The sequence below is a fragment of the Kitasatospora sp. NPDC049285 genome, assembly GCF_040678815.1.
Taxonomy (GTDB): Bacteria; Actinomycetota; Actinomycetes; order Streptomycetales; family Streptomycetaceae; genus Kitasatospora.
In genome coordinates this window covers 62163-88651 of sequence record NZ_JBFAQR010000008.1, presented here as the reverse complement: position 1 = coordinate 88651, position 26489 = coordinate 62163, and the positions used below count along the sequence as shown (strand labels likewise).

The following is a 26489-nucleotide window of genomic DNA, read 5'->3' as shown; positions in this document are numbered from 1 at the left end:
TGTGCGATGCACTGCCCCGCCGTCGTCGAGGAGCGTCCATGCCCGGCCCCGTCGCGTCCGGTCCGTACCGGCCCTGGGTCTCGGCGCTGTGTGCCGCGCTGCCGGTGCTGAGCCTGGGACTGCTCGGTCTGGTGCCCTCGCTGGTGCTCGCCGTCGGACGCCGCCGCCGGGTGGACGTGGTCGGCGCGGTGGTCTTCGGGGTGCTGCAGCTGGCGGTGTACGTGGCGTCCGGGCTGACCCCGCGGGGCGAGGCGCTGAACCTGGTGGTGGTCGGGGTCGCGCTGATCCCGCTCTGGCTGGGCGCGCCGGTGCACTTCCTGCTGATGAACCGTCGGCGGCACTGGCCCGCCGCGAAGACCGCGTACCCCTTCCCGGTGCAGCCCTATCCCGTCCCGCCGTACCCGACCCCGCCCCAGGCGTACCCCGCGCAGCCCTACCCCGGGCAGCCCGTCCAGCCGACCGGGGCGGCGGAGCTGCGCGAACTCGGCGAGCTGCTGCGGCGTCAGGCCGGGGACGGGCGGCCGTGAGCGAGCGGCGGACGGTCGACGGGCGGTACGCGCTCGCCGAGAAGATCGGCCACGGCGGGATGGGCCAGGTCTGGGCCGGCCATGACCTGCGGCTGGACCGCCGGGTGGCGGTCAAGCTGCTGCGCACCGACGCGATGCCCTACCCGGTGGCGCGCGGCGACAGCCAGGCCGAGCTGCTGCGGCAGCGCTTCCTGCGCGAGTGCCGGATCAGCGCCGGGCTGGAGCACCCCGGGCTGGTCAGCGTGTACGACGCCGGGGCGGACGGCGAGGAGCTGTACCTGGTGATGCAGCGGGTGCCCGGCCTGAGTCTGGCCGACCTGATCGCCGAGGAGGGCCCGCTGCCGGTGGCGCAGGCCGTCGCGGTGGCCGGGCAGCTGTGCGCCGCGCTGGCCGCCGTGCACGCGGCGCAGGTGGTCCACCGCGACCTCAAGCCAAGCAATGTGATGATCCGTCCGGACGGGCGGGTGGTGCTGCTGGACCTCGGCATCGCCGCCGCCCTCGACCCCGGCGCCACCCGCCTCACCCTCACCGGCAGCCCGATCGGCAGCCCCGCCTACATGGCCCCCGAACAGGCCCTCGCCGCCGCCACCGACCCGCGCAGCGACCTGTACGCGCTCGGCTGCATGCTGCACGAGATGCTGGCCGGCCAGGCGCCGTTCCCCGCGCCCACCGCGCTCGGCGTGCTGCGCCGCCAGGTCGACGACCCGCCGGTACCGCTGCGCGAACTGCGCGCCGAGGTGCCCGCCGGGCTGGAGGCGCTGGTGCTGCACCTGCTCGCCAAGCGCCCCGAGGACCGGCCCGCCGACGCCCGCCTGGTGCACGCCCGGCTGCTGCCCCTGCTGCCGGCGCCCGCCGCCGCCCTGCGCACCCGGCTGCCCGCCGTCCCCGACCCGACCGACCCGTACCGCTACCCGCACCACCCCGAACCCGCACACCCGGCGCCCGCCGCACCGCTGTCGGCCGCCGCACCCGCCGCGGTGCCCGCCCCCGCCGCACCGCCCGCCGCCGCGGCCCCCGGCCGGTACGAGAGCGGGTACGACGGCGGCCCGGAGAGCGGGTCCGAGGGCGAGACGCTGGCCCGGGCCTGTGCCCGGCTGTCCGACCTGGTCGCGGCCGGCCGGCACACCGAGGTGCTGGAGCTGGCCGGCCGGCTGCTGCCCCGGGCGGTCGCCGAGCAGGGCGAGGCCGCGCCGCTGGTGCACACCGTCCGGGCGATCCGGGCCCGCACCCTGCTGGCGACCGGCCGCTGGGGCGAGGCGCTGCCCGAGTTCCAGCGGCTCGCCGCGCACGCGACCGTCGAGCGCGGCCCGTACGACCCCGCCGCGCTCGACCACCGGCGGCACGCCGCCCGCTGCCTGGAGCAGCTCGGCCTGCCGGTCGACGCGCTCGCCGAGTACCGCGCGGTGCTCGCCGCCACCGCCCCGGACGCCGCGCACGGCACCGAACTGCGCGAGCGCATCGGCCTGTTGCAGGCCGCCACCGGCCACCCCGAGACCGGCTGGCAGACCCTGCTGGAGCTCCTCCTGGAGACCGAGCGCCGCCACGGCCCGCACCACCCCGACGTCCGACGCCTGCGCGGCCACCTCGAACAGCTCGGCGCGCAGCGCACCACCACCAACCCGTACGCGACCTGATCCGGGCCCGTTCGCGCGGGGGGTCTGGCACCGGACGGCGGGGCTCCCTATTGTTCGTCCCAGCCCCGCACGCCAGCGCACCACCGGAACGCACCCCCACCCGCCGGGAGGCCCCCGTGATCCGCACCAGCTCCGCCCGTACCCGCCGCCTGCGGACGGCCGTCGGCGTCGCGCTCGCCGCCGCCGCGCTGACCGCGTGCGGGACGGCGACGCCGCACCAGGGCGCCGCCGCGGTGGTCGGCGGGGAGCGGATCACCGTCGCGCAGGTGGAGTCCCGGGTCGCGGCGGTCCGCGCCGGCATGGGCCCGCAGACCGGCGCGAAGAGCAACGAGCCCGCCGGGCTGGCCCGGCACGCGGTCTCCGACCTGATCCTCGACAAGGTGATCGCCCGCGCCCTGGTGGACCGTCAACTCGCGATCAGCCAGAGCGAGATCGACGCCGCCCGGGCGGCCGACACGCGCACCGTGGGCGGCGAGGACCGGCTGGCCCAGCTGCTGCTCTCCCGTCAGGGCGTGCCCGCCGCCGGGATCGACGGCTACTACCGCCAGCAGCTCGGCATCGTGAAGCTGGCCGGCGGCCAGGACCCGGAGTCCAGCTCCGGCGACGCCGCGATCCGCAAGGCGCTGGCCACCGCGGGCACCGCCCTGCACATCGAGGTCAACCCCCGCTACGGGGCCTGGGACCCGGCGCAGATCGCGCTCACCGAGACCACCGAGGACTGGCTGCCGAAGAACGCCCAGCCGCTGTAGCGGCGGGGGTCGACCGCTTCGCACCCCGCGCGGCTTTCGCAGTAGGTTCGAGCCGTGGACACTCCCAAGCTCATCCTGCTGACCACCACCCACCGGATCGCGCCCGGCCTGCTCTCCTGGCCCGCCTGGCAGGCCCTGCACTCGAACCCCAGGGTGCTGCTCGGCGCCGCGGACCACCCGCAGCTGCCCGCGCTGCGGCAGGCCGGGATCACGCCCGAGCTGATCGAGCGCCCGAGCGCCCCCGCGCTGGCCCGGCAGCTGCTCGCCGCGGCCCCCGCGGTCTGGCTGGAGAGCCCGGACGGCGACCCCGGGCTGACCGACGCGCTGGCCCGGATCGCCGTCGAGGAGGCCGGCGCGCACCCGGAGATCGAGGTGCTCCCCGGCTCGTACGACCTGCCCGGCGCCCGGCTGCTCGACCTGGCCGCGGTGATGGACCGGCTGCGCTCGCCCGGCGGCTGCCCCTGGGACGCCGAGCAGACCCACGCCAGCCTGGTGAAGTACCTGGTGGAGGAGGCGTTCGAGCTGGTCGAGGCGATCGAGGAGGGTGACCGGGAGACCCTGCGCGAGGAGCTCGGCGACGTGCTGCTGCAGGTGTTCTTCCACTCGCGGATCGCCGAGGAGGACCCGGCCGACCCGTTCTCGATCGACGACGTGGCCGGGGACATCGTCGAGAAGCTGATGTACCGCCACCCGCACGTGTTCGGCGACGTCCAGGCCGAGGGCGCGGAGCAGGTGGAGGCCAACTGGGAGCAGCTGAAGGCCGCGGAGAAGCAGCGCGAGTCGGTGCTCGACGGGGTGCCGGGCGGACTGCCGGCGCTCGCCTACGCGGCGAAGCTGGTCTCCCGGGTGCGGCGGGCGAACTTCACCGCGGTGCCCGACCGGCCGTACCGGCTGCCCGCCGAGCTCACCGAGGAGTCGGCGGGGGAGCTGCTGCTGGCGGTGGCCCAGCAGGCCTACGACCGCGGCGTGGACGTGGACGCGGCACTGCGCGCGGCGGCCCGCGGCTACCGCCGGGAGGTGCGCGCCGCGGAGGGGCTGGAGGGCTGAGCCGGGCTGACGGCGGGTCAGCTCGCCAGGCGGGCCGGGTGGTCGGCGTCGGCGGGCTGCCGCTGCGCGGGGACGACCTCGCCGATCGCCTCGCCGACCAGGGCCAGCACCTCGGCCAGCAGGTCGAGGTGGCCGGGCAGTTCGGCGAGCTGGACGATCCGCTCGCCGTCCGGGCCGGCCACCGCGAACAGGTCGATCGGGCCGAGGTGCTTGGCGGCGGTGTCGACCAGGGCGGCGATGTCGCTGGGGCGGTGGACGTCGCCGGACACGCCGACCACGGGGCAGCCGGGGCGGTCGAGTTCGGCGGCGAGGTCCTCGGCGACCCCGGGGTGCAGGTCGGCGATGAGCAGACCGGCGGCCCCGGCGGCGGCGAACCGGCGGGCCAGGTCGGCCCCCGAGCCTCCGTCGAGCACCGCGATGACCACCACTGCCCCGGCTACCCGCATCGTCTGCTCCCCCTTCAGGGCGGACTCGGGCGGCCCGCACGACCGCCCGCGCTATGACTGTCGGAGGATGGTAGGCACGCCCATCCCCTCTGCAACAGGGATTACCCGCCAGGTGACCAGACTCACGCGGCGGAGCCTTTGGATACGGTCAAGACATGTCCCACACGCCCCACCCCACGCAGCCGGAACTCTTCACCTGGGAGTTCGCGGCCGACCCGTACCCGGCGTACGCCTGGCTGCGCCAGCACGCGCCGGTGCACCGCACCACGCTGCCGAGCGGGGTGGAGGCGTGGCTGGTCACCCGGTACGCGGACGCCCGGCAGGCGCTGGCGGACGCCCGGCTGTCGAAGAACCCGGCGCACCACAGCGGGCAGGCGCACCGCACCGGCCGGGTGGGCATCCCGGGCGAGCGGCAGGCCGACCTGATGACCCATCTGCTGAACATCGACCCGCCGGACCACACCCGGCTGCGCCGGCTGGTGTCCAAGGCGTTCACCCCGCGCCGGGTGGCCGAGTTCGAACCGCGCGTGCAGCAGCTCACCGACCGGCTGATCGACTCCTTCGCCGCCCGCGGCGAGGCCGACCTGATCCACGAACTCGCCTTCCCGCTGCCGATCTACGCGATCTGCGAGCTCCTCGGCGTGCCCGAGGAGGACCAGGACGACCTGTGCGACTGGGCCGGCATGATGCTGCGACACACGAAGCCGGGCCAGACCGGCGCCCGGCGCGGGGGAGTGGGCCGCGCGGTGAAGCGGATCCAGAGCTACCTGGCCGAGTTGATCCACCGCAAGCGGGCCGACCTCGGCGACGACCTGATCTCCGGTCTGATCCGGGCCAGTGACCACGGTGAGCACCTCACCGAGAACGAGGCCGCGGCGATGGCCTTCATCTTGCTTTTTGCGGGATTCGAGACCACCATCAATCTAGTCGGCAACGGCGTGTACGCACTGCTCCGCAATCCCGACCAACTCCAGCGCCTGCAAGCTTCGTTGGACCGCGGAGAGACCGGCCTGCTGGAGACCGGGATCGAGGAGCTGCTGCGATACGACGGCCCGGTCGAGCTGGCCACCTGGCGGTTCGCCACCGCTCCGCTGCGGATCGGCGGGGTGGAGATCCCGGTCGGCGACCCGGTGTTGGTGGTGCTGGCCGCGGCCGACCGCGACCCGGCCCGGTTCTCGGACGAGAACACCCTCGACTTGGCCCGGGCGGACAATCCGCACCTCGGTTTCGGACACGGTATCCACTACTGCATCGGCGCCCCGCTGGCCCGACTTGAGGGCCAGCGCGCGATCGGCAGCCTACTGACCAGGCTGCCGGACCTGCGGCTGGCCGCGGACCCGTCCGAACTGCGTTGGCGCGGCGGCCTGATCATGCGCGGTCTGCGCGACCTCCCGGTCTCCTTCACACCCCGCTGACGCCGTTTCGAACCGTCCGAACCCCCGTTCGCAGTGGCTGACGGCGCGTCGGACGGGGGCGCGCGCCGCACTCCCCACACGGACGAAACCGGACATATATGGATGCTCTGTGTACGAGCCGTAGAGGTTCGTGATTTCGGCGTGATGCCGGTGATATGAGCTTGTGATTGCCCGTCAGCTCTGCCTACTCTCCGATCTGCTCGCAGCAGCGGGCCCCGAACGCGGTACGCCGAGTCCTGTCCGCCGCGTCCTCGGGCCACCGAGTCATCGACCCGGACAGGAGCGGGGGAACCACGTATGACCGCCGCCGTCCCAGCGGCTAGGGGTGAAGCCGCCCGGAGGTGGACGCACACGCGTCCGTGACCACCGGGTGGCCGGGCCAGCCTCCCGGTCCGAACCCGACAGCTCACCTCGCAGGCGTGCGGAGAGGACATCCCATGGCAGTTACCGGTACCGGCCGTCACCGACGCAGTACCAAGGCCGAGAAGGTCATCGCCGCCGCCGGCGTGGTCTCGGTCGGCCTGGCCCTGCCCCTGCTCGCCGCCGCCGGAGCGGCAGCCGCCCCGAGCTCCGTCTGGGACCGCGTGGCCCAGTGCGAGAGCGGCGGCAACTGGAGCATCAACACCGGAAACGGTTACTACGGCGGCCTGCAGTTCAGCTCCTCCACCTGGCGCGCCTACGGCGGCGGCCAGTACGCGGGCCGCGCCGACCAGGCCAGCCGCGCCCAGCAGATCGCGGTCGCCGAGCGGGTCCTGGCCTCCCAGGGCCCCGGCGCCTGGCCGGTCTGCTCGGTGCGGGCCGGCCTCAGCCGCGGCGGCGAGGTGGCCGACACCTCGGACGACACCGTCTCCCGCTCGCAGGAGCGCCCGGCCGCGCCGGCCGTCAAGCCGTCCCCCAAGCCCTCGAAGCCCGCCGCCAAGCCGGCCCAGTCCGAGCCCGCCGCCCAGCCGCCGGCCGCGGAGACCCCCGCGCCCGCCGCCGGCGGCTACACCGTGATCGAGGGCGACACCCTCTCCGGCATCGCCGCGGCCCGCAGCCTCCCCGGCGGCTGGGAGCAGCTCTACCAGGCCAACCGCCGGGTGATCGGCGACAACCCGGACCTCATCCTCCCCGGCCAGGTGCTCGCGCTGTGACGCGCGGCGCCTGACGGTCCGTCCGCCCCGGGCGTGCGCAGGGCAGTTCGCGCCGTCCGGGGCCCCGGGCCTGCGGGCAATCAGGTGAACTACCAGTGAGTAGCGGTGCCACACCGTGAGACGAGGCCCGGCCGGACGTGGCCGCGGGGCGGTGTAGGGCTAGGCTCAGGTCGTAACGACCACACATCCGCTTCCGCTAGGAGATGCCTCGTGCCGTCCATTGATGTCGTCGTAGCCCGTGAGATCCTCGACTCCCGCGGCAACCCCACGGTCGAGGTCGAGGTCGGTCTCGACGACGGCAGCACCGGTCGTGCCGCTGTCCCGTCGGGCGCCTCCACCGGCGCGTTCGAGGCGCTGGAGCTCCGCGACGGCGACAAGAACCGCTACTTCGGCAAGGGCGTCGAGAAGGCCGTCCTCGCCGTGATCGAGCAGATCGGCCCCGAGCTGGTCGGCTACGACGCCACCGAGCAGCGGCTGATCGACCAGGCGATGCTCGACCTGGACGCCACCCCGGACAAGTCCTCGCTCGGCGCCAACGCGATCCTCGGCGTCTCCCTCGCCGTCGCGCACGCCGCCTCCGAGGCCAGCGACCTGCCGCTGTTCCGCTACCTGGGCGGCCCGAACGCCCACGTGCTGCCGGTCCCGATGATGAACATCCTCAACGGCGGCTCGCACGCGGACTCCAACGTCGACATCCAGGAGTTCATGATCGCCCCGATCGGCGCGGAGACCTTCTCCGAGGCCGTCCGCTGGGGCGTCGAGGTCTACCACACCCTCAAGGGCGTGCTGAAGGAGCGCGGGCTCTCCACCGGCCTGGGCGACGAGGGCGGCTTCGCCCCGAACCTGGACTCCAACCGCGAGGCCCTCGACCTCATCACCGAGGCCATCAAGAAGGCCGGCTACACCCCGGGCAAGGACGTCGCGCTCGCCCTGGACGTCGCCGCCTCCGAGTTCTTCAAGGACGGCGCCTACCAGTTCGAGGGCAAGGCGCTCTCCTCGGCCGACCTGATCGCGTACTACGCCGAGCTGGTCGCCGACTACCCGCTGGTCTCCATCGAGGACCCGCTGGACGAGTCGGACTGGGACGGCTGGAAGGCCATCACCGACGCGATCGGCGACAAGGTCCAGCTGGTCGGTGACGACCTGTTCGTCACCAACCCGGAGCGCCTGCGTAAGGGCATCGAGACCGGCACCGCCAACGCGCTGCTGGTGAAGGTCAACCAGATCGGCTCGCTCACCGAGACCCTGGACGCCGTCGAGCTGGCCCAGCGCAACGGCTACCGCTGCATGATGTCGCACCGCTCCGGCGAGACCGAGGACGTCACCATCGCCGACCTCGCCGTCGCCACCAACTGCGGCCAGATCAAGACCGGCGCCCCGGCCCGCTCCGAGCGCGTCGCCAAGTACAACCAGCTGCTGCGCATCGAGGAGATCCTCGACGACGCCGCGGAGTACGCGGGTCGTTCCTCCTTCCCGCGCTTCAAGGGCTGATCCGGCTCCCCGCCGAGCCTGTTGTGACCGGATGCCCCGGCTCCCACCGCGTAGGGTGGGGGCCGGGGCACCGGCATGCGCAGGAGGGGTGAGCAGATGGCCAAGTGGAGGATCCCGGGACTGGCGGCGCGACCGCGCTTCACCAGCCGGGCCACCGTCCTGGTCCTGGTGCTGTGCTCGCTCGTGGCGATACTCGCCTATCCCACCCGGCAGTTCATCGCCCAGCGCGAGGAGATCGCCGCCCAGCGGGCCAAGGCCGAACACGCCCGCCAGCAGGTCGAGGAGCTCCGCCGCGACCGGGCTCGCTGGCAGGACCCCGAGTACGTCAAGGCGCAGGCCCGGGAGCGGCTGCACTACGCGCTGCCCGGCGAGACCCCGTTCGTCTCGGTCGACCCGCAGCCCTCGCCCGGTGCCCGGCCCTCCTCCGCGGACGCCGCGGACACCGCCCGACCGAAGGCGCTGCGGCCCTGGTACTCGGTGTTCTGGGACTCCGTGGACACCGCCGCCGACGCCGCCGCCCCCGCCCCCAAGTCCCCCTGACGAACAGACCCCTGATGAGCAACCAGAACCCTCCCGTCTCCGAGCACGACATCGCCGCGATCGCCGCCCAGCTCGGCCGGGTGCCGCGCGGACTGCGCGCCGTCGCCCACCGCTGCCCCTGCGGCAACCCCGACGTGGTGGAGACCGCCCCCCGGCTGCCCGACGGCACGCCGTTCCCCACGCTCTACTACCTGACCTGCCCCAGGGCCGCCTCGCTGATCGGCACCCTGGAGGCGGACGGCGTGATGAAGGAGCAGACCGCCCGGCTCGCCGAGGACCCGGAGCTCGCCGCCGCCTACCGGCGGGCCCACGAGGACTACATCGCCCGCCGGGACGCCATCGAGGTGCTGGAGGGCTTCCCCAGCGCCGGCGGCATGCCGGACCGGGTGAAGTGCCTGCACGTGCTGGCCGGCCACTCGCTGGCGGCCGGCGAGGGGGTCAACCCGCTCGGCGACGAGGCGCTCGGCCTGCTGGAGGACTGGTGGGCCAAGGGCCCGTGCGTCTCCCCGGCCGAGGTGCAGGCCGCCGGTGAGCGGGTCGCCCGCAACCAGGCCAAGGCCCAGGACCACGAGGCGGTGATCGCCGCCAAGGAGGCGCTGACCGCCGAGCGGGCCGCCCGCAAGGCCGCCGCCGAGGACGCCGCCGACCCCGAGGGAGCTGACGAGTCGTGACCGCCATCCGGGTCGCCGCCATCGACTGCGGCACCAACTCGATCCGCCTGCTGATCGCCGACCTCGACCCGGCCACCGGGGACATCACCGACCTGGACCGGCGGATGCTGATCGTCCGGCTCGGCCAGGGCGTCGACCAGACCGGCCGACTGCACCCCGAGGCGCTGGCCCGGACCTTCGCCGCCTGCCGCGAGTACGCGGAGGTGATCGCCGGGTACGGCGTCGCCCCGGACCGGATCCGGATGGTCGCCACCTCCGCCTCCCGGGACGCCGAGAACGCGGCCGAGTTCACCGCCGGGGTCAAGGAGATCCTCGGCATCACCCCGAGCGTGGTCAGCGGCGACGAGGAGGCCCGGCTCTCCTTCACCGGCGCCACCCGCGAACTGCTCGGCGGCCCGCACCGCCCGCCGTACCTGGTCTTCGACCTCGGCGGCGGCTCCACCGAGTTCGTGCTCGGCGAGCGGGACGTCCGGGCCGGCTACTCCATGGACATCGGCTGCGTGCGGATGACGGAGCGTCACCTCGGCGGCGGGGGACGGCCGTCCGAGGCGCAGATCGCCGCCGCCCGGGCCGACATCCGGGCCGCCCTGGACACCGTGGCCCGGCACGTCCCGCTGGACTCCGGCGCCACCCTGGTCGGCCTGGCCGGCACCGTCACCACGGTCGCCGGGATCGCCCTGGAGCTGCCCGGCTACGACTCCGAGCTGATCCACCACGCGGTGCTCGGCGTGGAGCAGGTCCGGGAGACCGCCGAGTGGCTGCTGCACTCCTCGCACGCCGAGCGCGCCGCGATCCCCGTCATGCACCCCGGCCGGGTCGACGTGATCGCCGCGGGGGCGCTCGTCCTGCTGGAGATCATGGAGCGCACCGGGGCCCCCGAACTGCTCGTCAGCGAGCACGACATCCTCGACGGAATCGCCTGGAGCATCGCCTGACGGGCCCGCCCGGCCCGCCCGGCGGGCCCTCCCGGCGTGTCGGCGAAGAACCTTCGTGAATTTCTTCACATGGGGATCCAGCCTTTCGTCGCACTCCGGTGTCCGGTCCGTCCGATATGTGGGACCGAAGGCTCCGTCGGCGGGTTGCCCGTGGGATCGCAGGTCACCTGACGTTCACGGGGTGGAAATCGAATTCACACCCGGGAACCCGTGCGGTACGGGGATCGTTGCTGCTCAGCGAGGCCCTATCCGCCGGTCCGCTCACCGCGGCGGGCCGGCGGCGGTGAGCGCGCGCCGAGGCCGGGCGGATGTGGGCGCGTAGTGTAGCACCCGGTGTCCAGGACCTTGTGACGGGCCTCACGAATGGTGCGTCAGGTGGGGGTGGATACTTTCGGATATGAGCACCACGGAGCGTCCTCGCATCCTCATTGTCGGCGGTGGTTACGTCGGCCTGTATGCCGCGATGCGCATCCTCAAGAAGATGCGCTACGGCGAAGCGACCGTCACGGTCGTCGACCCGCGGTCGTACATGACGTACCTGCCCTTCCTTCCCGAGGCGGCCGGCGGCAACGTCGCCCCTCGCAACCTCGTCGCCCCGCTGCGCAGCGCCCTCAAGAAGGCGGAGGTGCTCACCGGTCACGTGACCGATGTGGACCACGCCCGCAAGGTCGCCACCATCCAGCCCGCGGCCGGCGACTCCTACGAACTGCCCTTCGAGTACCTGGTCGTGGCGACCGGCTCGGTCTCCCGCACCTTCCCGATCCCGGGTCTGGCGGAGCACGGCATCGGCATGAAGACGGTCGAGGAGGCGATCAGCCTCCGCAACCACGTCATGGCGCAGCTCGACAAGGCCGAGTCCACCGCCGACGAGGACGTCCGCCGCAAGGCGCTGACGTTCGTCGTCATCGGCGGCGGCTTCGCCGGCATCGAGACGATCGCCGAGATCGAGGACATGGCGCGCGACGCCGCCAAGATCTACAAGACCGTCAGCCGTGACGACATGCGTTTCGTCGTGGTCGAGGCCGCCAACCGCATCCTCCCCGAGATGGGCCCGGACCTCGGTCTGTGGACCAAGGGCCGGCTGGAGGAGCGGAACATCGAGGTCTACATCGAGACCTCGATGGACTCCTGCGTCGACCAGCACGTGGTGCTGAAGAACGGCATGGAGTTCGACGCCTCCACCATCGTGTGGACGGCCGGCGTCAAGCCGAACCCGGTGGTCTCGCGCTTCGGCCTCCCGCTGGGCCCGCGCGGCCACGTCGACACCAAGCCGACCCTGCAGGTCCAGGGCTTCGACTACGTGTGGGCGGCCGGCGACAACGCCCAGGTCCCGGACCTGGCCGCCGGTGAGGGCGCCTGGTGCCCGCCGAACGCGCAGCACGCCGTCCGTCAGGCGGCCGTCCTCGGCGACAACGTCGTCGCGGGCATGCGCGGCTTCCCGCAGGCCGAGTACAAGCACAAGAACCTCGGCGCGGTGGCCGGCCTCGGCCTGCACAAGGGCGTGGCCATCCTGTTCGGCAAGGTCAAGCTCAAGGGCCGCCTCGCCTGGTGGTTCCACCGCGCCTACCACGGTGCGATGGTCCCGACCATGAACCGCAAGATCCGGGTCTTCACCGACTGGACCCTGGCGATGTTCCTCAAGCGCGAGACGGTCGGCCTCTCCGAGATGGAGAAGCCCTTCGACGCGTTCCAGGAGGCGGCCGGCCCCGCGCCGAAGCCCGTCGTCGCCCAGGCCGCTCCCGCCAAGGAGCTCGCCGCCAGCAAGTAAGCGACCAGACCCGCCCCACGCGGGTACGAGTCGGAGGCCCTCCGCCCGGCAGCGCAGCCGGACCACGACCTCCGTGGTGCTCAGCCGGTTGCGTCAACCGGGCGGAGTACAACAGCAGTTGACGAAGGCCCCACCGCCCCCGCGGTGGGGCCTTCGGGCGTCCTCAGGCCTCGCCGTCGGCGGCGGTCCGGTCGGTGAGCCGCTCGTGCCGCTGCCGGGCCGCCTGCGGGGTGCCCAGGCCGAGGCCGAACGCGATCTCCTGCCAGGTCATCCCGCGCCCGCGCGCCATCTTCAGCAACCCGGCCTCCAGCTCGTCGAGTTCGGCCCGCACCAGCGGCAGCAGGGTGAGCGCCGCGGTGACGTCCGCCCGGTCGACCTCGGGCTCGCCGTCCTCCGCCAGCGCCGCCCCGCTCAGCAGGAACGCCACCAGCCGCACCGCCTCGTGCGGCCCCACCATGGCCTGGTTCACCTGGCGCCGCCGCTGCTGCTCGGTCGCACCGTGCCGCCCGGCGATCCGGAACAGCGAGGCGTACACCCGCTGGGCCCGGGCCTCCTCGGCCTGCGGGGGAGCGAACGGGTCGGTGGCCGGTTCGGGGTTCTCGGTCATGCCGTCCAGCATGCGCAGCAAACGGACCGACGTCAACGAATTCTTGTGAACACTTCGTTCAACACTCGCGCATCCGAGCGGTCACAGCAGGTCACTACGAGTGCACATGGGAGTGCCCAGAGCCGGACTCGAACCGGCACGGCCTCTCGGCCAAGCAGTTTTAAGCTGCCCGTGTCTGCGTTCCACCATCTGGGCCTGGGGCACGGCGAACTTGAGGCTGAGCCTAGTCGGCCGGTCGGGGGTTTCGCATATTTCCCGGGCCGGAAGTTGTCATGCTTCCATGCCATCTGACGAAGCGTCCGCACTTTCGGCCACGGCTCGACGGTTCTCGGCCACTCGCCGCTCTCAGGGCCCGGGTCATACCGCAGGAGGAGACGTCCGCGGTGCTCGTACGCCTGGCGGGGGTGGGCCAACCGTTCGGCGGAGCGACGAGGAACCATGATCGTCGAGGCGAGGATGGGATAGCGGTCGGGAACTCCTCCCGACCGCCCACCACACCCCGCCCACCCTCTCCGGACAGGAGTCCCCACCGTGAGCACCTCGACCGCGTACGCAGCCCACACCGGTCTGGCAGCGGCCCGCGCCACCGGTCTGAACAAGGTCTACGGCGAGGGCGAGACCCGCGTCGTCGCGCTCGACGACGTCTCGGTGGCGTTCGGGCAGGGCGAGTTCACCGCCATCATGGGGCCCTCCGGCTCCGGCAAGTCCACCCTGATGCACTGCATGGCCGGCCTGGACACCGTCTCCTCCGGCTCCGCCACCATCGGCGACACCGAACTGGTCGGGCTGCGCGACAAGCAGCTCACCCGGCTGCGCCGGGACAAGATCGGCTTCGTCTTCCAGGCCTTCAACCTGCTGCCCACGCTGACCGCGCTGGAGAACATCACCCTCCCGATGGACATCGCCGGGCGCAAGGTCGACCAGGCGTGGCTCGACCGGGTGGTGGAGACGGTCGGCCTGTCGGGCCGGCTCTCGCACCGCCCCTCGCAGCTCTCCGGCGGCCAGCAGCAGCGCGTCGCCTGCGCCCGGGCGCTGGCCTCCAAGCCGGAGATCGTCTTCGCCGACGAGCCCACCGGAAACCTGGACTCCCGCTCCGGCGCGGAGATCCTCTCCTTCCTGCGCAACTCGGTCCGCGAGCTCGGCCAGACCGTGGTGATGGTCACCCACGACCCGGTCGCCGCCTCCTACGCGGACCGGGTGGTCTTCCTCGCCGACGGCCGGATCGTCGACGAGCTGGTCGCGCCGACCGCCGACACCGTCCTCGACCGGATGCGTCGCTTCGACGCCAAGGGCCGCACCAGCTGACGCCGGCAGCTGACGCCCGCCGCGCCGGACCGACCCGACCACCCCAGGACTGACCCCATGTATCGCACCGCACTGCGCAACGTGCTCGCCCACAAGGGCCGACTGCTGATGACGGCACTGGCCGTCATGCTCGGCACCGCCTTCGTCGCCGGCACCCTGGTGTTCTCGGACACCGTGGGCCAGGCCATGCGCAACAGCTACTCCAAGAGCTTCAGCGACGTCTCCGTGCAGGTCGCCGACCACAACGCGGACGGCGACCGGCCCGCCAAGGACCCGGGCGACAAGGCCGCCAACACGCTCACCGACGCCACCGTCAAGCAGCTCGCCGCGCTGCCCGGCACCGCGCACGCCCGCGGCGTGGTCTCCGGCTTCACCGGCATCGCCGACAAGAAGGGCAACCTGCTCGGCGAGGCGTGGAACTCACGCGGCGTCAACTTCGCCCCCGACGCGAGCGGCCAGGACTCCCGCTACCCGATGGCCGAGGGCCGCGGCCCGCGCGCCGCCGGCGAGATCGCCATCGACGCGCAGGCCGCCGAGAAGGCCGGCTACAAGGTCGGCGACACCGTCCGGATCGCCGGCAACGGCGCCGCCGTCAACACCACCCTGACCGGCGTCTTCACCACCGACGACCCCGAGGTCAGCTCCGGCGGCACCCTGGTCCTGATGGACACCGCCACCGCCCAGCAGCGGCTGCTCACCCCCGGCCAGTACAGCGCGATCGTGCTGACCGCCAAGCCGGGCACCACCGAGACCCAGCTGCTCGACCAGGCCAGGAGCAAGGTGGCGGAGACCAGGCAGGTCGCGCTGCAGACCGGCCAGGAGCTCAAGGACGAGCAGACCGCGATGGTCGCCAGCTCGGTCAGCGGGATGAAGACCATGCTGCTGGTGTTCGCCGGCATCTCGCTCTTCGTCGGCATCTTCATCATCGTCAACACCTTCACCATGCTGATCGCCCAGCGCATCAAGGAGTTGGCGCTGCTGCGGGCGGTCGGCGCCAGCCGCGGCCAGGTCACCAAGTCGGTACTGGTCGAGGCGCTGGCCATCGGCGTGATCGCCTCCGTCACCGGCCTGCTGGCCGGCATCGGGATCGGCGCGGGCATGCAGGCGGCCCTGCACGCCGTCAACTCCGGCCTGCCGACCGGTTCGCTGGTGATCGCCCCGGTCACCGTCATCGGCACCCTGGTGGTCGGCGTCGTGGTCACCGTGCTCTCCGCGCTGCTGCCCGCGATCCGCGCCTCCCGGATCCCCCCGGTCGCCGCGATGAGCAGCGGCGAGCAGCCCACCTCCCAGCGCAGCCTGGTGATCCGCAACGCGATCGGCGGCGTGATCGCCGGCGGCGGCCTCGGCCTGATCCTGGCCGGCGCCTTCCAGAAGGGCAGCAACGCCCAGCACATGCTGGAGTTCGGCGCCCCGCTCGCGCTGATCGGCATCTTCATCCTGCTGCCGCTGCTGTCCCGTCCGGTGATCGCCCTGGTCGGCCCGCTGCTGGCCCGGCTGTTCGGGATGCCCGGCAAGCTGGCCCGGCTGAACGCGGTGCGCAACCCGCGCCGCACCGCCACCACCGCCGCCGCGCTGACCATCGGCCTGACCCTGGTCACCGCGCTCACCGTGATCGGCACCTCGGTCAACTCGGCCGTCGCCAAGGCGGTCTCCGGCTCCATGAAGGCCGACTACTCGGTCAGCATGGCCAACGGCCACCCGGTCTCCACCGACCTGGTCCCGCTGGTGGCCAAGGCCTCCGGGGTCACCGCGGCCAGCGCCGTCACCGACGTCTACTGGGACATCGAGGGCAAGAGCCGCGCCGTGCAGGGCTTCGACGCCGCCGCCTTCGATCAGGTGGTCTCGCTCGACCTGCGCACCGGCACCACCGACGCCCTGAAGCAGGGTCAGATCCTGGTCAACGACGAGGTCGCCAAGAACCTGAACCTCGCCGTCGGCTCCACCGTCAAGGTGAACTACGACGACCGGAGCACCGGCAGCCTCACCGTCGGCGGCGTCTTCGAGCGCAACGACAACCTCTCGCCGATCGTCGCGCCCAACTCCGTGATCTCCCAGCACGAACCGGACCCGTACGTGGAGCGGATCCTGGTGAAGTCCGGCGACGGTGCGAGCGCCGCCGTCAAGCAGTCGATCAAGGACGCCACCGGCAGCAACCCGGTGATCAAGGTCGACACCAAGCAGGACATGGCCGACGACTTCAGCCGGATCATCTCCACGATGCTCAACATCATGTACGGCCTGCTCGGCATGGCGGTGATCATCGCGATCCTCGGCGTGGTCAACACGCTGGCGATGTCGGTGTTCGAGCGCAAGCGCGAGATCGGCATGCTGCGGGCGATCGGCCTGGAGCGGCGCGGCATCAAGCGGATGGTCCGCCTGGAGTCCGTGGTGATCTCGGTCTTCGGCGCCTTCATCGGCATCCTGCTCGGCTGCTTCCTGGCCTGGGCCTCGACCCGGATCCTGGCCTCCGACCTGAAGGGACTGACCACCGTGATCCCCTACGGCAGCGTGCTGCTCTTCCTCGCCCTGGCCGCCCTGGTGGGCGTGGTCGCCGCCCTGTGGCCGGCCCGCCGGGCGTCCCGGATGGACATCCTCGCCAGCATCAAGACCGACTGATCCACCGTCGGCACACGCGAGCCGCCCGCCCCGGAGCACTCCGGGACGGGCGGCTCGCGCGCATCGGGCTCAGCGGGTCTCGACGACCACCTTCTCGATCACCACGTCCTGGACCGGGCGGTCGTTGCGCGGGTTGGTCTCGGCGGTGGCGATCGCGTCCACGACCTTCTGGCTGGCCTCGTCGACCACCTCGCCGAAGATGGTGTGCTTGCCGGTCAGCCAGGTGGTCGCGCCGACCGTGACGAAGAACTGCGAGCCGTTGGTGCCCGGGCCGGCGTTGGCCATCGCCAGCAGGTAGGGCTTGGTGAAGGCGAGGTCGGGGTGGAACTCGTCGGCGAACTTGTAGCCCGGGCCGCCGGTGCCGTTCCCGAGCGGGTCGCCGCCCTGGATCATGAAGCCCTCGATCACCCGGTGGAAGACCGTCCCGTCGTACAGCGGCGCGTTGCTCGGCTGCCCGGTGTTCGGGTCGGTCCACTGCCGCTCGCCGGTGGCCAGCTCGACGAAGTTCTTCACCGTCTTGGGGGCGTGGTTCGGCAGCAACCGCACCACGATGTCGCCCTTGTTGGTCTTCAGCGTGGCGTACAGTTCCTCGGCCATCCGTGCGCACCTTCCTGAGAGTCAGTCAGTTCCGGGCCCACCCTGCCCGGTCGCGAGGTGTTCAGGTAATCCTCCTCGCGGCGTACGCGGAATACTTTGCCAAGACATTACCCTTGTGGTCTGTGTGGGTGGTTCCGTGCCGCCCCGGAGGGAATTTGAGATGAGAAGCAGCAACCCGGTCTTCTCGCGGGAGGGGTCCTTCACCCGCGACAACCAGTACGCGGGATTCGGCACGCAGGCGGCGCCGCCCCGCGCGGGCGACCCGTACGCCAACAACCCGTACGGCAACAACCCCTACGGCGGCCAGCGGGCCGCCACCGAGCCGCTGACCGACCAGCAGCTCGCCGAGATGTACGGCGCCCCGTCCGCCGGCCCGGCGCAGACCGGCCGGATGACCATGGACGACGTGGTCGCCCGGACGGCGATGACGTTGCTGACGCTGGTCGCGGCCGGCGCCGTGGCCTGGTTCACGATGCCCGCCGAGAACTTCGCGGCGGCCGGGATCGCGGCCTTCGCCGCGTTCGTGGTCGGCATGGTGGTCAGCTTCAAGCGCAGCGTGAACCCGGCGCTGATCCTCACCTACGCCGCCCTGGAGGGCTTCTTCCTGGGCGCGATCAGCAAGGCGTTCAACACCGTCTGGCCGGGCATCGCGATCCAGGCGGTGCTGGGCACCACGGCCGTCTTCGCGGCCACCCTGATCGCCTACAAGAGCGGCCGCATCCGGGTCACCCCGCGGTACGCCCGGATCGGCATCACCATCGCGATCGGGTTCCTGGTGCTGATGGTGGTCAACTCGGTGGCGCTGCTGTTCGGCGCGGACATGGGCCTGCGCTCCGGCCCGCTGGGCATCGTGGTCGGCCTGATCGCGATCGCGCTCGGCGCGTTCTTCCTGACCCTGGACTTCGCCTCGATCGAGGAGGGCATCCGCGGCGGCGCCCCCGAGCGGGAGTCCTGGCGGGCGGCCTTCGGGCTGACCGTCTCGCTGGTCTGGATCTACCTGGAGATGCTGCGCCTGATCGCCATCCTGCGCGGCGACGACTGATCCGCGCGGTGACGCGGCGGCGGGCCCCCGGGGAAACGGTTCCCCGGGGGCCCGCCGCGGGTCGGGATACCCTCGGCTCCATGTCCGAGCACCCGCCCGCCCAGCCCTCCACCGCGCAGCCGACCCCGGCGCAGCTGACCGCCGCCGTGGACCGGCTCGCCGACCGCTTCCGGGCGATGCCGCAGAGCCGGCTGCTGGGCGCGGTGCCGGGCCACCGCTCGCGCGCCGCCGCGGCGTTGGCGCTGGCCCGCCGGTTCGCGGAGGTCGGCCGGGCACTGGAGGGGCTGGCGCCGCTGGACGTCCCGGACGCCGGGGCGTTCGCGGTCGGCGACCAGATCGCCGTCACCGGCCACGACCTGGCCGCCGCCGCGGCAGGCCACCCGGAGCAGCTGGCCGCCGCGCTCGCGGACCTGGAGCGGACCGAGACGGCCGTCGCCTGACCGGCGCCTGACGGATCGTCGGGAACGCCGAACGGGGCGCCGACCGCGCGGGCAACCCCTTGCCGCGCGGTCGGCGCCCCGTTCGGTGGGACGGCGACGGGTCAGATGGAGGCGACCACCCGGTCGGCCAGCACGTAGACGGTCTCGTCGTCGGTGGAGAAGGTCAGCGAGTAGGAGCCCGAGAACCGGGAGCCGCCGAGCAGCCGGACGTCCTCGCCGGCCCGGACCGCGTCGATCAGCCGGTAGGCGGCCTCGCGGTCGCCGGGGGCGACGCACAGCGTGGTGCCGTCGGCGAAGGCGTACACGTCGAGGGTGCCCAGCGGGCCGGGGCGGACGTCGGTGAGCGCGATCTTCTCGTCGGCGAGCGCGGTCAGCCGGTCGTCGGTCCACTCGCGGGACGGGGTCGGGCTGGGCACGAAGTCCGGGTGCGAGGGGTGGCGGCGCGGGTCCGGGGCGGTGGCCGGCTCGGGCTCGGTGTCCAGCAGCCCGGCCTCCAGGCCGGTGGCCAGCAGGTCGGCCTCGCGGCGCGCCTTCACGTCGCCGGAGTCGACCGGGACGGGGGCGCCGCCGCCCTGGGACGGGTGCCGCAGGCCGCCCTCGGCCGAAGTCGGCGCGATCGGGCCGTCCTTGATGAGGTCCTCCAGCGCGTTGCGCAGCGCCTCGCCGAACTCGGGGTCCATCACACCGCCGTTGTCGGCCGCCTCCTGCGGGCCGGTGGGGCGGGGGAAGAAGATCGGCCACTCCTCGCCGATGGTGGTCAACGGGCTGTCGAACAACGGGGAGTCCTCGGCGGCGCGCGCCTCCTGCTCGGCCCAGAACGCCCGGGCCTCGGTGATCTCCCGCTCCCGGTCGACGGCCAGCGCCTCCGCGACGGCGCGGCGTATCAGCGCTTCGTCGAGCTGCGGGGCGGGCCGGGGTGCGTCCAACTTCCGCGCCAGGGTGCGCAGGTGGAGCAGGACGCCGGCGGTCAGGGCGATCAGGACGATCAGCAGGGAGAGGTAGACGACGCTCACGGAACGTACTCCCAACGAGGAGCGGAACGGGGTTACGTCTCCACACTGCCGTATCGACGGCCGTTACTGCAGTGGCTGATGTCGGATTTGTCGGTGACTTTCCTACTTGTCCTCAAATTGTTAGGTAATACCGTTCTACGCTGCGGAGTTGATCCAATCCGGTGCGTCGACAAAACGGTCCGCGGAGGCGAAAAAACGGGCCGGATCGCACCCGCGGTGTGATCCGGCCCTCAATTACGGAGCGTGACTCCAGACGGGTGAGACGCCCGTCACGTTGCCCGTCCGCGCCCCGTCGGGGTCAGCTCAGGCGCTCGATGACCATCGCCATGCCCTGGCCGCCGCCGACGCACATGGTCTCCAGACCGAACTGCTTGTCGTGCCACTGCAGGGAGTTGATCAGGGTGGTGGTGATCCGGGCGCCGGTCATGCCGAACGGGTGGCCGACCGCGATCGCGCCGCCGTTGACGTTCAGTCGGTCCAGGTCGATGCCGAGGTCCCGGTAGGAGGGGATGACCTGAGCCGCGAACGCCTCGTTGATCTCCACCAGGTCGATGTCGGAGATGGACAGGCCGGCCCGCCGCAGGGCCTGCTTGGAGGCCTCGACCGGGCCGTAGCCCATGATCTCGGGGGAGAGGCCGGAGACGCCGGTGGAGACCACCCGGGCCAGCGGGGTGATGCCCAGCTCGCGGGCCTTGGTGTCCGACATGATCACCAGCGCGGCCGCGCCGTCGTTCAGCGGGCAGCAGTTACCGGCGGTCACCGTGCCGTCCGGGCGGAACACCGGCTTCAGACCGGAGACGCCCTCCACCGTCACGCCCGCGCGCGGGCCGTCGTCCGCGCTGACCACGGTGCCGTCCGGCAGCGTCACCGGGGTGATCTCGCGCTGCCAGAAGCCGGCCTTGATCGCCGCCTCCGCCAGGTTCTGCGAGCGCACGCCGAACTCGTCCTGCTCGGCCCGGGTGATCCCCTTCAGCGCGGCCAGGTTCTCCGCGGTCTGGCCCATCGCGATGTACGCGTCCGGCAGCAGCCCGTCCTCGCGCGGGTCGTGCCACTCGCCGCCGCCGTTCTCCGCGCGGGACTTCGTGCGCGCCTGCGCCTCGTCGAAGAGCGGGTTCATGGTGCCCGGCATGCCGTCCGAGGTGCCGTTGATCGAACGCGAGACGGTCTCCACACCGGCCGACAGGAAGACGTCGCCCTCGCCCGCCTTGATCGCGTGCAGCGCCATCCGCGTGGTCTGCAGCGAGGACGAGCAGTACCGGGTGATGGTGGCGCCCGGCAGGTAGTCCATCCCCATCTGCACCGCGATGATCCGGGCCAGGTTGTGGCCCTGCTCGCCGCCGGGCAGGCCGCAGCCGAGCATCAGGTCGTCGATCTCCCGCGGGTCCAACTGCGGGACGTTCGCCAGCGCGGCGGAGATGATCTGCGCGGTCAGGTCGTCCGGGCGGATGTCCTTCAGCGAGCCCTTGAAGGCCCGGCCGATCGGCGAACGGGCGGCGCTGACGATGACGGCTTCGGGCATGACGGGCTCCTCGCTGAGTGACCTCGGGACACGATCCGGCCGGATCACCCCGAAAGTTACCGCTTGGTAGCCCCGGCGTCATCCGCCTCCGGATGTGAATTGGCTGACGCGAGGGGCCCCTGGCCGGCGTCCTCCGCCGGCAGCTGCGCGGCGGGCAGCGCCAGCCGGAACCGGTGCTTGAGCGTCGCCCACCGCCAGGTCCCGTTGGCCGGCCCGGCCGCCGTCACCTCGGTGCCCGAGCGCCCGGCCGCCGCGGCCGCGGCCACCGCCACCGGCAGCACCGCCTGCGGCTCCACCGCCGCGTTCGGGTCGTCCTGCGGCCACAGCTCCAGCGCCGCGCAGACCGAGGGCAGCAGCGCCATCGACGCCGTCGCGTAGCCCTGCGCCGACGGGTGGTAGCGGTCCGCCGCGAACATCTCCGGCCGGGCCGCGAACTCCGGGCCCAGCAGCGACCCCAGCGACACCGTCCGCCCGCCCGCCTCGACCACCGCGATGGTCTGCGCCGCCGCCAGCTGCCGGCTGAGCCGCCGCGCCACCCAGCGCAGCGGCGGCCGCACCGGCTTGATCGTCCCCAGGTCCGGGCAGGTGCCCACCACCACCCGGCAGCCCGCCGTGGTCAGCCGCCCCACCGCCTCGCCCAGCTCCCGCACGCTGCGCGCGGCCGGCGCGTGCCGGGTCACGTCGTTCGCGCCCACCATCAGCACCGCCACGTCCGGCCGGTGCGGCAGCGCCGCCTCCACCTGCGCGGCCAGGTCCGCGGAGCGCGCGCCCGACCTCGCCACGTTCACCATCCGCACCCGGCGCTCGGCGACCGACGCCAGCCCCGACGCGAGCAGCGCGCCCGGCGTCTCCTGCGCCCGCTGCACCCCCAGACCCGCCGCCGTGGAATCGCCCAGGAACGCCAGCACCAGCGGGGCCCGGCGGTCGGAGGGCTCCGCGAACGCCTCCCCGTACAGCCCGTCGGCCCGCGGCGGATCCCCCTCCAGCACTCCGATCGCCCGGATCGCCATCCGGCTCTCGGTCAGCAGCACCCCCGCCAGGCCGACCCCCAGCAGCCCCAGCCCGCCGCCGCCGTACGCCGCCGCCGTGGCGATCCGCCGCGCCACCCGGGCCCTGGACGCCTGCGATCCGGTCATCACGCGACCCCCTCTCTGCACCGCACACCGCTACCCCCGTGGTACCCGCTTCCCCGTACCCCGTACCGGCGCCCGCCGCCGAACCACTCACCCGGCTGCGCCGTCGCCCGCGGGAACGGCCCTAGGCTGGGGGCATCCAGGAAAAATGCACAGTGATGCCACGGACCGGGAGGACCCCCGTGCGGTACCACAATTCGATCATCGAGCTGGTCGGCAACACCCCCTTGGTGAAGCTCAACAAGGTCACCGACGGCATCAGCGCCACCGTGCTGGCCAAGGTGGAGTACTTCAACCCGGGCGGTTCGGTGAAGGACCGGATCGCGATGCGGATGATCGAGGCGGCGGAGGCCTCCGGCGCGCTGAAGCCGGGCGGCACCATCGTGGAGCCCACCAGTGGCAACACCGGCGTGGGACTGGCCATCGTGGCCCAGCAGAAGGGCTACAAGTGCATCTTCGTCTGCCCTGACAAGGTCTCCACGGACAAGATCAACACCCTCCGGGCGTACGGCGCCGAGGTGGTGGTCTGCCCGACCGCCGTCGCGCCCGAGCACCCGGACTCGTACTACAACGTCTCCGACCGCCTGGTCCGGGAGACCCCGAACGCCTGGAAGCCGGACCAGTACTCCAACCCGGACAACCCGGCCTCGCACTACCACTCCACCGGCCCGGAGCTGTGGGAGCAGACCGACGGGAAGATCACCCACTTCGTGGCGGGCGTCGGCACCGGCGGCACCATCTCCGGCACCGGCAAGTACCTGAAGGAGGCGTCCGGCGGCACGGTCCAGGTGATCGGCGCCGACCCTGAGGGCTCGGTCTACTCCGGCGGCACCGGCCGCCCGTACCTGGTCGAGGGTGTCGGCGAGGACTTCTGGCCCACCGCCTACGACCGCGAGGTCGCGGACCGGATCGTCGCGGTCTCCGACAAGGACTCGTTCCAGATGACCCGCCGCCTGGCCAAGGAGGAGGGCCTGCTGGTCGGCGGTTCCTGCGGGATGGCCGTGGTGGCGGCGCTGGAGGTGGCCCGCGAGCTCGGGCCGGACGACGTCGTCGTGGTGCTGCTGCCGGACGGCGGCCGCGGCTACCTGTCGAAGATCTTCAACGACGACTGGATGGCCGACTACGGCTTCCTGCCGACCGCCACCGACGAGGCGCACATCGGCGAGGTGCTGGCCCGCAAGGACGCCATCGAGCACGAGGGCATCCCGCAGTTCGTGCACATGCACCCGGGTGAGACCGTCGCGGAGGCGGTCCGGGTGCTGCGCGACTTCGGCGTCTCGCAGATGCCGGTGGTCTCCCCGGGTGCCGGGCACCCCGACATCATGGCCGGCGAGGTGGTCGGCTCGATCGTCGAGCGCGAGCTGCTGGAGGGCCTGTTCGCGCAGCGCATCCAGCTCACCGACAGCCTGGACAAGGTGATGTCCAAGCCGCTGCCGGTGGTCGGCTCCGGCGAGTCGGTGACCAACCTGATGGCCGTGCTGGAGAAGGCGGACGCGGTGGTGGTGCTGGTCGAGGGCAAGCCGCAGGGCATCGTGACCCGGCAGGACCTGCTGGCCTTCCTGACCGCCCGGGCCGGCCACTGACCCGCCGTCGGCCCCTGACGTGAGGTCAGGGGCCGTTGCCCGCCGCCCGGGTGAAACGCCCGATCCCGGTCGGTTGGTACCCGGACGTCACAACTGCGCATCACCGGGTTAACACGGCTCGTGCATCGTTGAGTCATCGGCAAGACGCCGGACTCGGTGACAGGCGGTGGGCGGGAGCGGCTCCCCGACCTCGCAGGTCACCGCGGACGCGACGGGCCGGCCCTGACCCGGCCGACGCGTCCGTCGGACCGTGGGACCGCCGTCGTCCCGCCCCTGCTCCGTGCAGGGTGCGGCGGCTCCCGCGGCACCATCGCGCCGCAAGGCGCGGCTCCGTGAGCTCCCGGGTGGGGGAGTCCGCACGGAGGTAACGACGGCCGGTCCCGGGTTTCCCGGGGCCGGCCGTCGCCGTGTTCCGGGGCCCGGGACCGGCCGCCGTTTCCCGATGGCCGCCGCACCCCCTACGCTCGCTGGCATGACCAGCACTGACCTGCCCGAGCAGGACGCACCGCGCTACGTACGCCTCACCATCGAGCTGATCGCCGAGATCACCGACGAGCACGCGCTGAAGACCGCCGCCCTGGCGCAGGTGGCCGACGACGAGTACCTGGACGACGAGGAGCGCGCCCAGGCCGTCGAGGCGATCGACGTGGACCCGACGGGTTCGCTCGCCCACTTCGTCGACCCGGTGGCGCTGCTCGGCGACGTTCCGGGCGTGGAGCTCGCCGCCGCCACCTGGGAGTCCGCCACCACCGACTACGACCCGGACGACGAGGGCTGGGACGAGTACGAGGTGCAGTGACGATTCTGCGCTGAACGCGAGGCCCGGTCCGGATCCGTCCGGACCGGGCCTTTTGTCCGTTCTGGCGCACCCTTGGGTACTCTCGTACGATCTGAACACATTTCGACGTGATCACCTTTGAGCCCAGGGAGCGTGGACGTGACCGCACCGGAGAAGCAGGAACGGCCGCGCGGCGGCCACTGGACCCGACGCGGTGTGCTCTCCGGGCTGCTCGGCGCCCCCGTGCTGCTGCTGGCCGCCTGCCAGAGCGACGGCAAGAAGTCCGCCCCGGCGAGCGCCTCGGGATCCCCCGGCGTCGCGGGGACCGGCTCGACCAGCCCCAAGGCCTCGGTCGCGCAGATCACCATCACCCCCGCCGACGGCACCACCGCCGCGCCGTTCACCGACCCGGTCACGGTCACCGTCTCCGGCGGCACGCTCACCTCGGTCGGCGTCACCGACGACAAGGGCAAGGCGATAGCCGGCCAGCTGGCCGCCGACGGCGCCAGCTGGACCTCCACCACCAAGCTCAGCAGCGGCACCAAGTACGCGGTGACCGCCGAGGCGGTCGACCCGGACCAGCACCCGGCCGACGCCAACGCCAGCTTCTCCACCGCCTCCCCCGCCGACACCTTCGTCGGGTACTTCACCCCCGAGGACGGCTCCACGGTCGGCGTCGGGATGCCGGTGTCGATCAACTTCAACAAGGCGATCACCAACCGCAAGGCCGTCCAGCAGGGGATCACCGTGGTCGCCGACCCGCCGGTGCAGATAGTCGGCCACTGGTTCGACGCCACCCGGCTCGACTTCCGCCCGGAGACCTACTGGGCGAAGGGCACCAAGGTCACCCTCAAGCTCCGGCTGCGGGACGTGGCCGGTGCCAAGGGCGTGTACGGCACCCAGTCCAAGGACGTCACGTTCACCGTCGGCCGCAGCCAGGTCTCGGTCGCCGACCTGAAGGCCGACACCCTCACCGTCACCACCGACGGCCAGGTCACCGCCACCTACCCGGTGATCGGCGGCGCGCCCGACCACACCACCTGGGCCGGGAAGATGGTGATCTCCGAGCAGTTCACCGAGACCCGGATGAACTCCAGCACGGTCGGCCTGGGCAGCGAGTACGACATCCCCGACGTCCCGCACGCGCAGCGGCTGACCACCTCCGGGACGTTCATCCACGGCAACTACTGGGCGCCCGCCTCGCAGTTCGGCCACGACAACACCAGCCACGGCTGCATAGCCCTGCAGGACGTCCAGGGCGGGAACGACCCGAGTACCAACGGCGCCAAGTTCTATGCCAGCTCGATCATCGGCGACGTGGTCGAGGTGATCAACTCCGGTGACCGCACGGTCAGTCCGTCGAACGGCCTGAACGGCTGGAACATGAGCTGGGCGGACTGGAAGGCCGGCAGCGCCCTCTGAGCGAGCGCCCTCCGACCCGCCCGCCGGACCGGGCAGCGCCAGGTCCGAAACCCGCCGGACCGGCGGCCCGCGGCGGCG

Annotated in this window: 23 protein-coding genes, 1 tRNA gene, 1 pseudogene and 1 riboswitch; of the genes and pseudogenes, 18 read left to right on the top strand and 7 right to left on the bottom strand. The window is 72.5% G+C overall.

All coding sequences use genetic code 11. The features are described from left to right. Positions 1-38: 38 nt before the first annotated feature. The 4 genes from AB0K51_RS08340 (at position 39) to AB0K51_RS08325 (ending at position 3957) form a co-directional block, all read left to right on the top strand. Positions 39-527, top strand: coding sequence for a hypothetical protein (locus AB0K51_RS08340; RefSeq protein WP_363451913.1), 489 nt, complete (start codon positions 39-41; stop codon positions 525-527). Next, positions 524-2161 (top strand): serine/threonine-protein kinase, encoded by a 1638-nt coding sequence (locus tag AB0K51_RS08335; RefSeq protein WP_363451911.1) that lies wholly within the window; start codon positions 524-526, stop codon positions 2159-2161. Before AB0K51_RS08340 ends, AB0K51_RS08335 begins: the two co-directional genes overlap by 4 nt. 116 nt (positions 2162-2277) lie before the next feature. Next, the gene (locus tag AB0K51_RS08330) at positions 2278-2910 is read left to right on the top strand and encodes a SurA N-terminal domain-containing protein (protein WP_363451909.1); all 633 of its coding nucleotides are present in this window, start codon (positions 2278-2280) and stop codon (positions 2908-2910) included. A gap of 54 nt (positions 2911-2964) precedes the next feature. Then, positions 2965-3957 (top strand): MazG family protein, encoded by a 993-nt coding sequence (locus tag AB0K51_RS08325; RefSeq protein WP_363451907.1) that lies wholly within the window; start codon positions 2965-2967, stop codon positions 3955-3957. 17 nt (positions 3958-3974) lie between these two features. On the opposite strand, the gene AB0K51_RS08320 is transcribed toward AB0K51_RS08325, so the two are convergent. Continuing rightward, positions 3975-4403 carry an SDR family NAD(P)-dependent oxidoreductase gene (locus AB0K51_RS08320; RefSeq protein WP_363451906.1) on the bottom strand — a complete coding sequence of 143 codons (429 nt, stop codon included), beginning with the start codon at positions 4401-4403 and terminating at the stop codon, positions 3975-3977. Positions 4404-4558: 155 nt separating this feature from the next. Between AB0K51_RS08320 and AB0K51_RS08315 the strand changes: the two genes are divergently transcribed. The 7 genes and pseudogenes from AB0K51_RS08315 (at position 4559) to AB0K51_RS08285 (ending at position 12356) form a co-directional block, all read left to right on the top strand. After that, positions 4559-5818, top strand: a complete 1260-nt coding sequence (locus AB0K51_RS08315; RefSeq protein ID WP_363451904.1) for a cytochrome P450 — start codon at positions 4559-4561, stop codon at positions 5816-5818. 231 nt (positions 5819-6049) lie between these two features. Further along, positions 6050-6252: riboswitch (cyclic di-AMP (ydaO/yuaA leader) on the top strand. Between the two features lie 3 nt (positions 6253-6255). Beyond that, entirely contained in the window at positions 6256-6951 is a 696-nt protein-coding gene (locus AB0K51_RS08310) for a transglycosylase family protein (protein WP_363451902.1), read from the top strand. A gap of 210 nt (positions 6952-7161) precedes the next feature. Further along, complete coding sequence (gene eno, locus AB0K51_RS08305; protein ID WP_363451900.1) at positions 7162-8442, top strand: phosphopyruvate hydratase; 1281 nt, start codon at positions 7162-7164, stop codon at positions 8440-8442. 96 nt (positions 8443-8538) lie between these two features. Next, on the top strand, positions 8539-8982 hold the full coding sequence (locus AB0K51_RS08300; protein WP_363451898.1) for a septum formation initiator family protein: 444 nt from the start codon (positions 8539-8541) through the stop codon (positions 8980-8982). Positions 8983-8996: 14 nt separating this feature from the next. Continuing rightward, positions 8997-9491: pseudogene (locus tag AB0K51_RS08295) on the top strand (DUF501 domain-containing protein); the annotation flags it as partial. 158 nt (positions 9492-9649) lie between these two features. Continuing rightward, positions 9650-10588 (top strand): Ppx/GppA phosphatase family protein, encoded by a 939-nt coding sequence (locus tag AB0K51_RS08290; protein WP_363451896.1) that lies wholly within the window; start codon positions 9650-9652, stop codon positions 10586-10588. A 397-nt stretch (positions 10589-10985) separates the two neighbouring features. Next, the gene (locus AB0K51_RS08285) at positions 10986-12356 is read left to right on the top strand and encodes an NAD(P)/FAD-dependent oxidoreductase (protein WP_363451894.1); all 1371 of its coding nucleotides are present in this window, start codon (positions 10986-10988) and stop codon (positions 12354-12356) included. A gap of 163 nt (positions 12357-12519) precedes the next feature. On the opposite strand, the gene AB0K51_RS08280 is transcribed toward AB0K51_RS08285, so the two are convergent. Together AB0K51_RS08280 and AB0K51_RS08275 are read right to left on the bottom strand one after the other, a co-directional pair. After that, the gene (locus tag AB0K51_RS08280; protein ID WP_363451892.1) at positions 12520-12963 is read right to left on the bottom strand and encodes a DNA-binding protein; all 444 of its coding nucleotides are present in this window, start codon (positions 12961-12963) and stop codon (positions 12520-12522) included. 113 nt (positions 12964-13076) lie between these two features. Further along, positions 13077-13158 (bottom strand) — tRNA-Leu (locus tag AB0K51_RS08275). Positions 13159-13494: 336 nt separating this feature from the next. Between AB0K51_RS08275 and AB0K51_RS08270 the strand changes: the two genes are divergently transcribed. Together AB0K51_RS08270 and AB0K51_RS08265 are read left to right on the top strand one after the other, a co-directional pair. Next, entirely contained in the window at positions 13495-14268 is a 774-nt protein-coding gene (locus AB0K51_RS08270) for an ABC transporter ATP-binding protein (RefSeq protein WP_363451890.1), read from the top strand. A 57-nt stretch (positions 14269-14325) separates the two neighbouring features. Further along, positions 14326-16884 (top strand): FtsX-like permease family protein, encoded by a 2559-nt coding sequence (locus AB0K51_RS08265; protein WP_363451889.1) that lies wholly within the window; start codon positions 14326-14328, stop codon positions 16882-16884. Positions 16885-16953: 69 nt separating this feature from the next. On the opposite strand, the gene AB0K51_RS08260 is transcribed toward AB0K51_RS08265, so the two are convergent. Continuing rightward, a complete protein-coding gene (locus AB0K51_RS08260) occupies positions 16954-17481 on the bottom strand; it encodes a peptidylprolyl isomerase (RefSeq protein ID WP_363451887.1) in 528 nt (175 codons plus the stop codon). Positions 17482-17641: 160 nt separating this feature from the next. On the opposite strand from AB0K51_RS08260, the gene AB0K51_RS08255 reads away from it, so the two are divergent. Both AB0K51_RS08255 and AB0K51_RS08250 read left to right on the top strand, forming a co-directional pair. Then, positions 17642-18523, top strand: a complete 882-nt coding sequence (locus tag AB0K51_RS08255; protein WP_363451885.1) for a Bax inhibitor-1/YccA family protein — start codon at positions 17642-17644, stop codon at positions 18521-18523. Positions 18524-18699: 176 nt separating this feature from the next. Next, a complete protein-coding gene (locus tag AB0K51_RS08250; protein WP_363452087.1) occupies positions 18700-18963 on the top strand; it encodes a hypothetical protein in 264 nt (87 codons plus the stop codon). 101 nt (positions 18964-19064) lie between these two features. On the opposite strand, the gene AB0K51_RS08245 is transcribed toward AB0K51_RS08250, so the two are convergent. From AB0K51_RS08245 to AB0K51_RS08235, 3 genes are all read right to left on the bottom strand, one after another. Then, complete coding sequence (locus tag AB0K51_RS08245) at positions 19065-19976, bottom strand: hypothetical protein (RefSeq protein ID WP_363451883.1); 912 nt, start codon at positions 19974-19976, stop codon at positions 19065-19067. Positions 19977-20274: 298 nt separating this feature from the next. Further along, positions 20275-21495 carry an acetyl-CoA C-acetyltransferase gene (locus AB0K51_RS08240; RefSeq protein WP_363451881.1) on the bottom strand — a complete coding sequence of 407 codons (1221 nt, stop codon included), beginning with the start codon at positions 21493-21495 and terminating at the stop codon, positions 20275-20277. Between the two features lie 56 nt (positions 21496-21551). Continuing rightward, positions 21552-22631: an SGNH/GDSL hydrolase family protein gene (locus AB0K51_RS08235; RefSeq protein WP_363451879.1), complete on the bottom strand. Its 1080-nt coding sequence runs from the start codon at positions 22629-22631 to the stop codon at positions 21552-21554. Between the two features lie 179 nt (positions 22632-22810). On the opposite strand from AB0K51_RS08235, the gene AB0K51_RS08230 reads away from it, so the two are divergent. From AB0K51_RS08230 to AB0K51_RS08220, 3 genes are all read left to right on the top strand, one after another. Beyond that, entirely contained in the window at positions 22811-24211 is a 1401-nt protein-coding gene (locus tag AB0K51_RS08230; RefSeq protein WP_363451877.1) for a cystathionine beta-synthase, read from the top strand. A gap of 472 nt (positions 24212-24683) precedes the next feature. Further along, a complete protein-coding gene (locus AB0K51_RS08225; RefSeq protein WP_363451875.1) occupies positions 24684-25010 on the top strand; it encodes a hypothetical protein in 327 nt (108 codons plus the stop codon). Positions 25011-25142: 132 nt separating this feature from the next. After that, complete coding sequence (locus tag AB0K51_RS08220; protein WP_363451873.1) at positions 25143-26411, top strand: Ig-like domain-containing protein; 1269 nt, start codon at positions 25143-25145, stop codon at positions 26409-26411. The last annotated feature ends 78 nt before the right edge of the window (positions 26412-26489 follow it).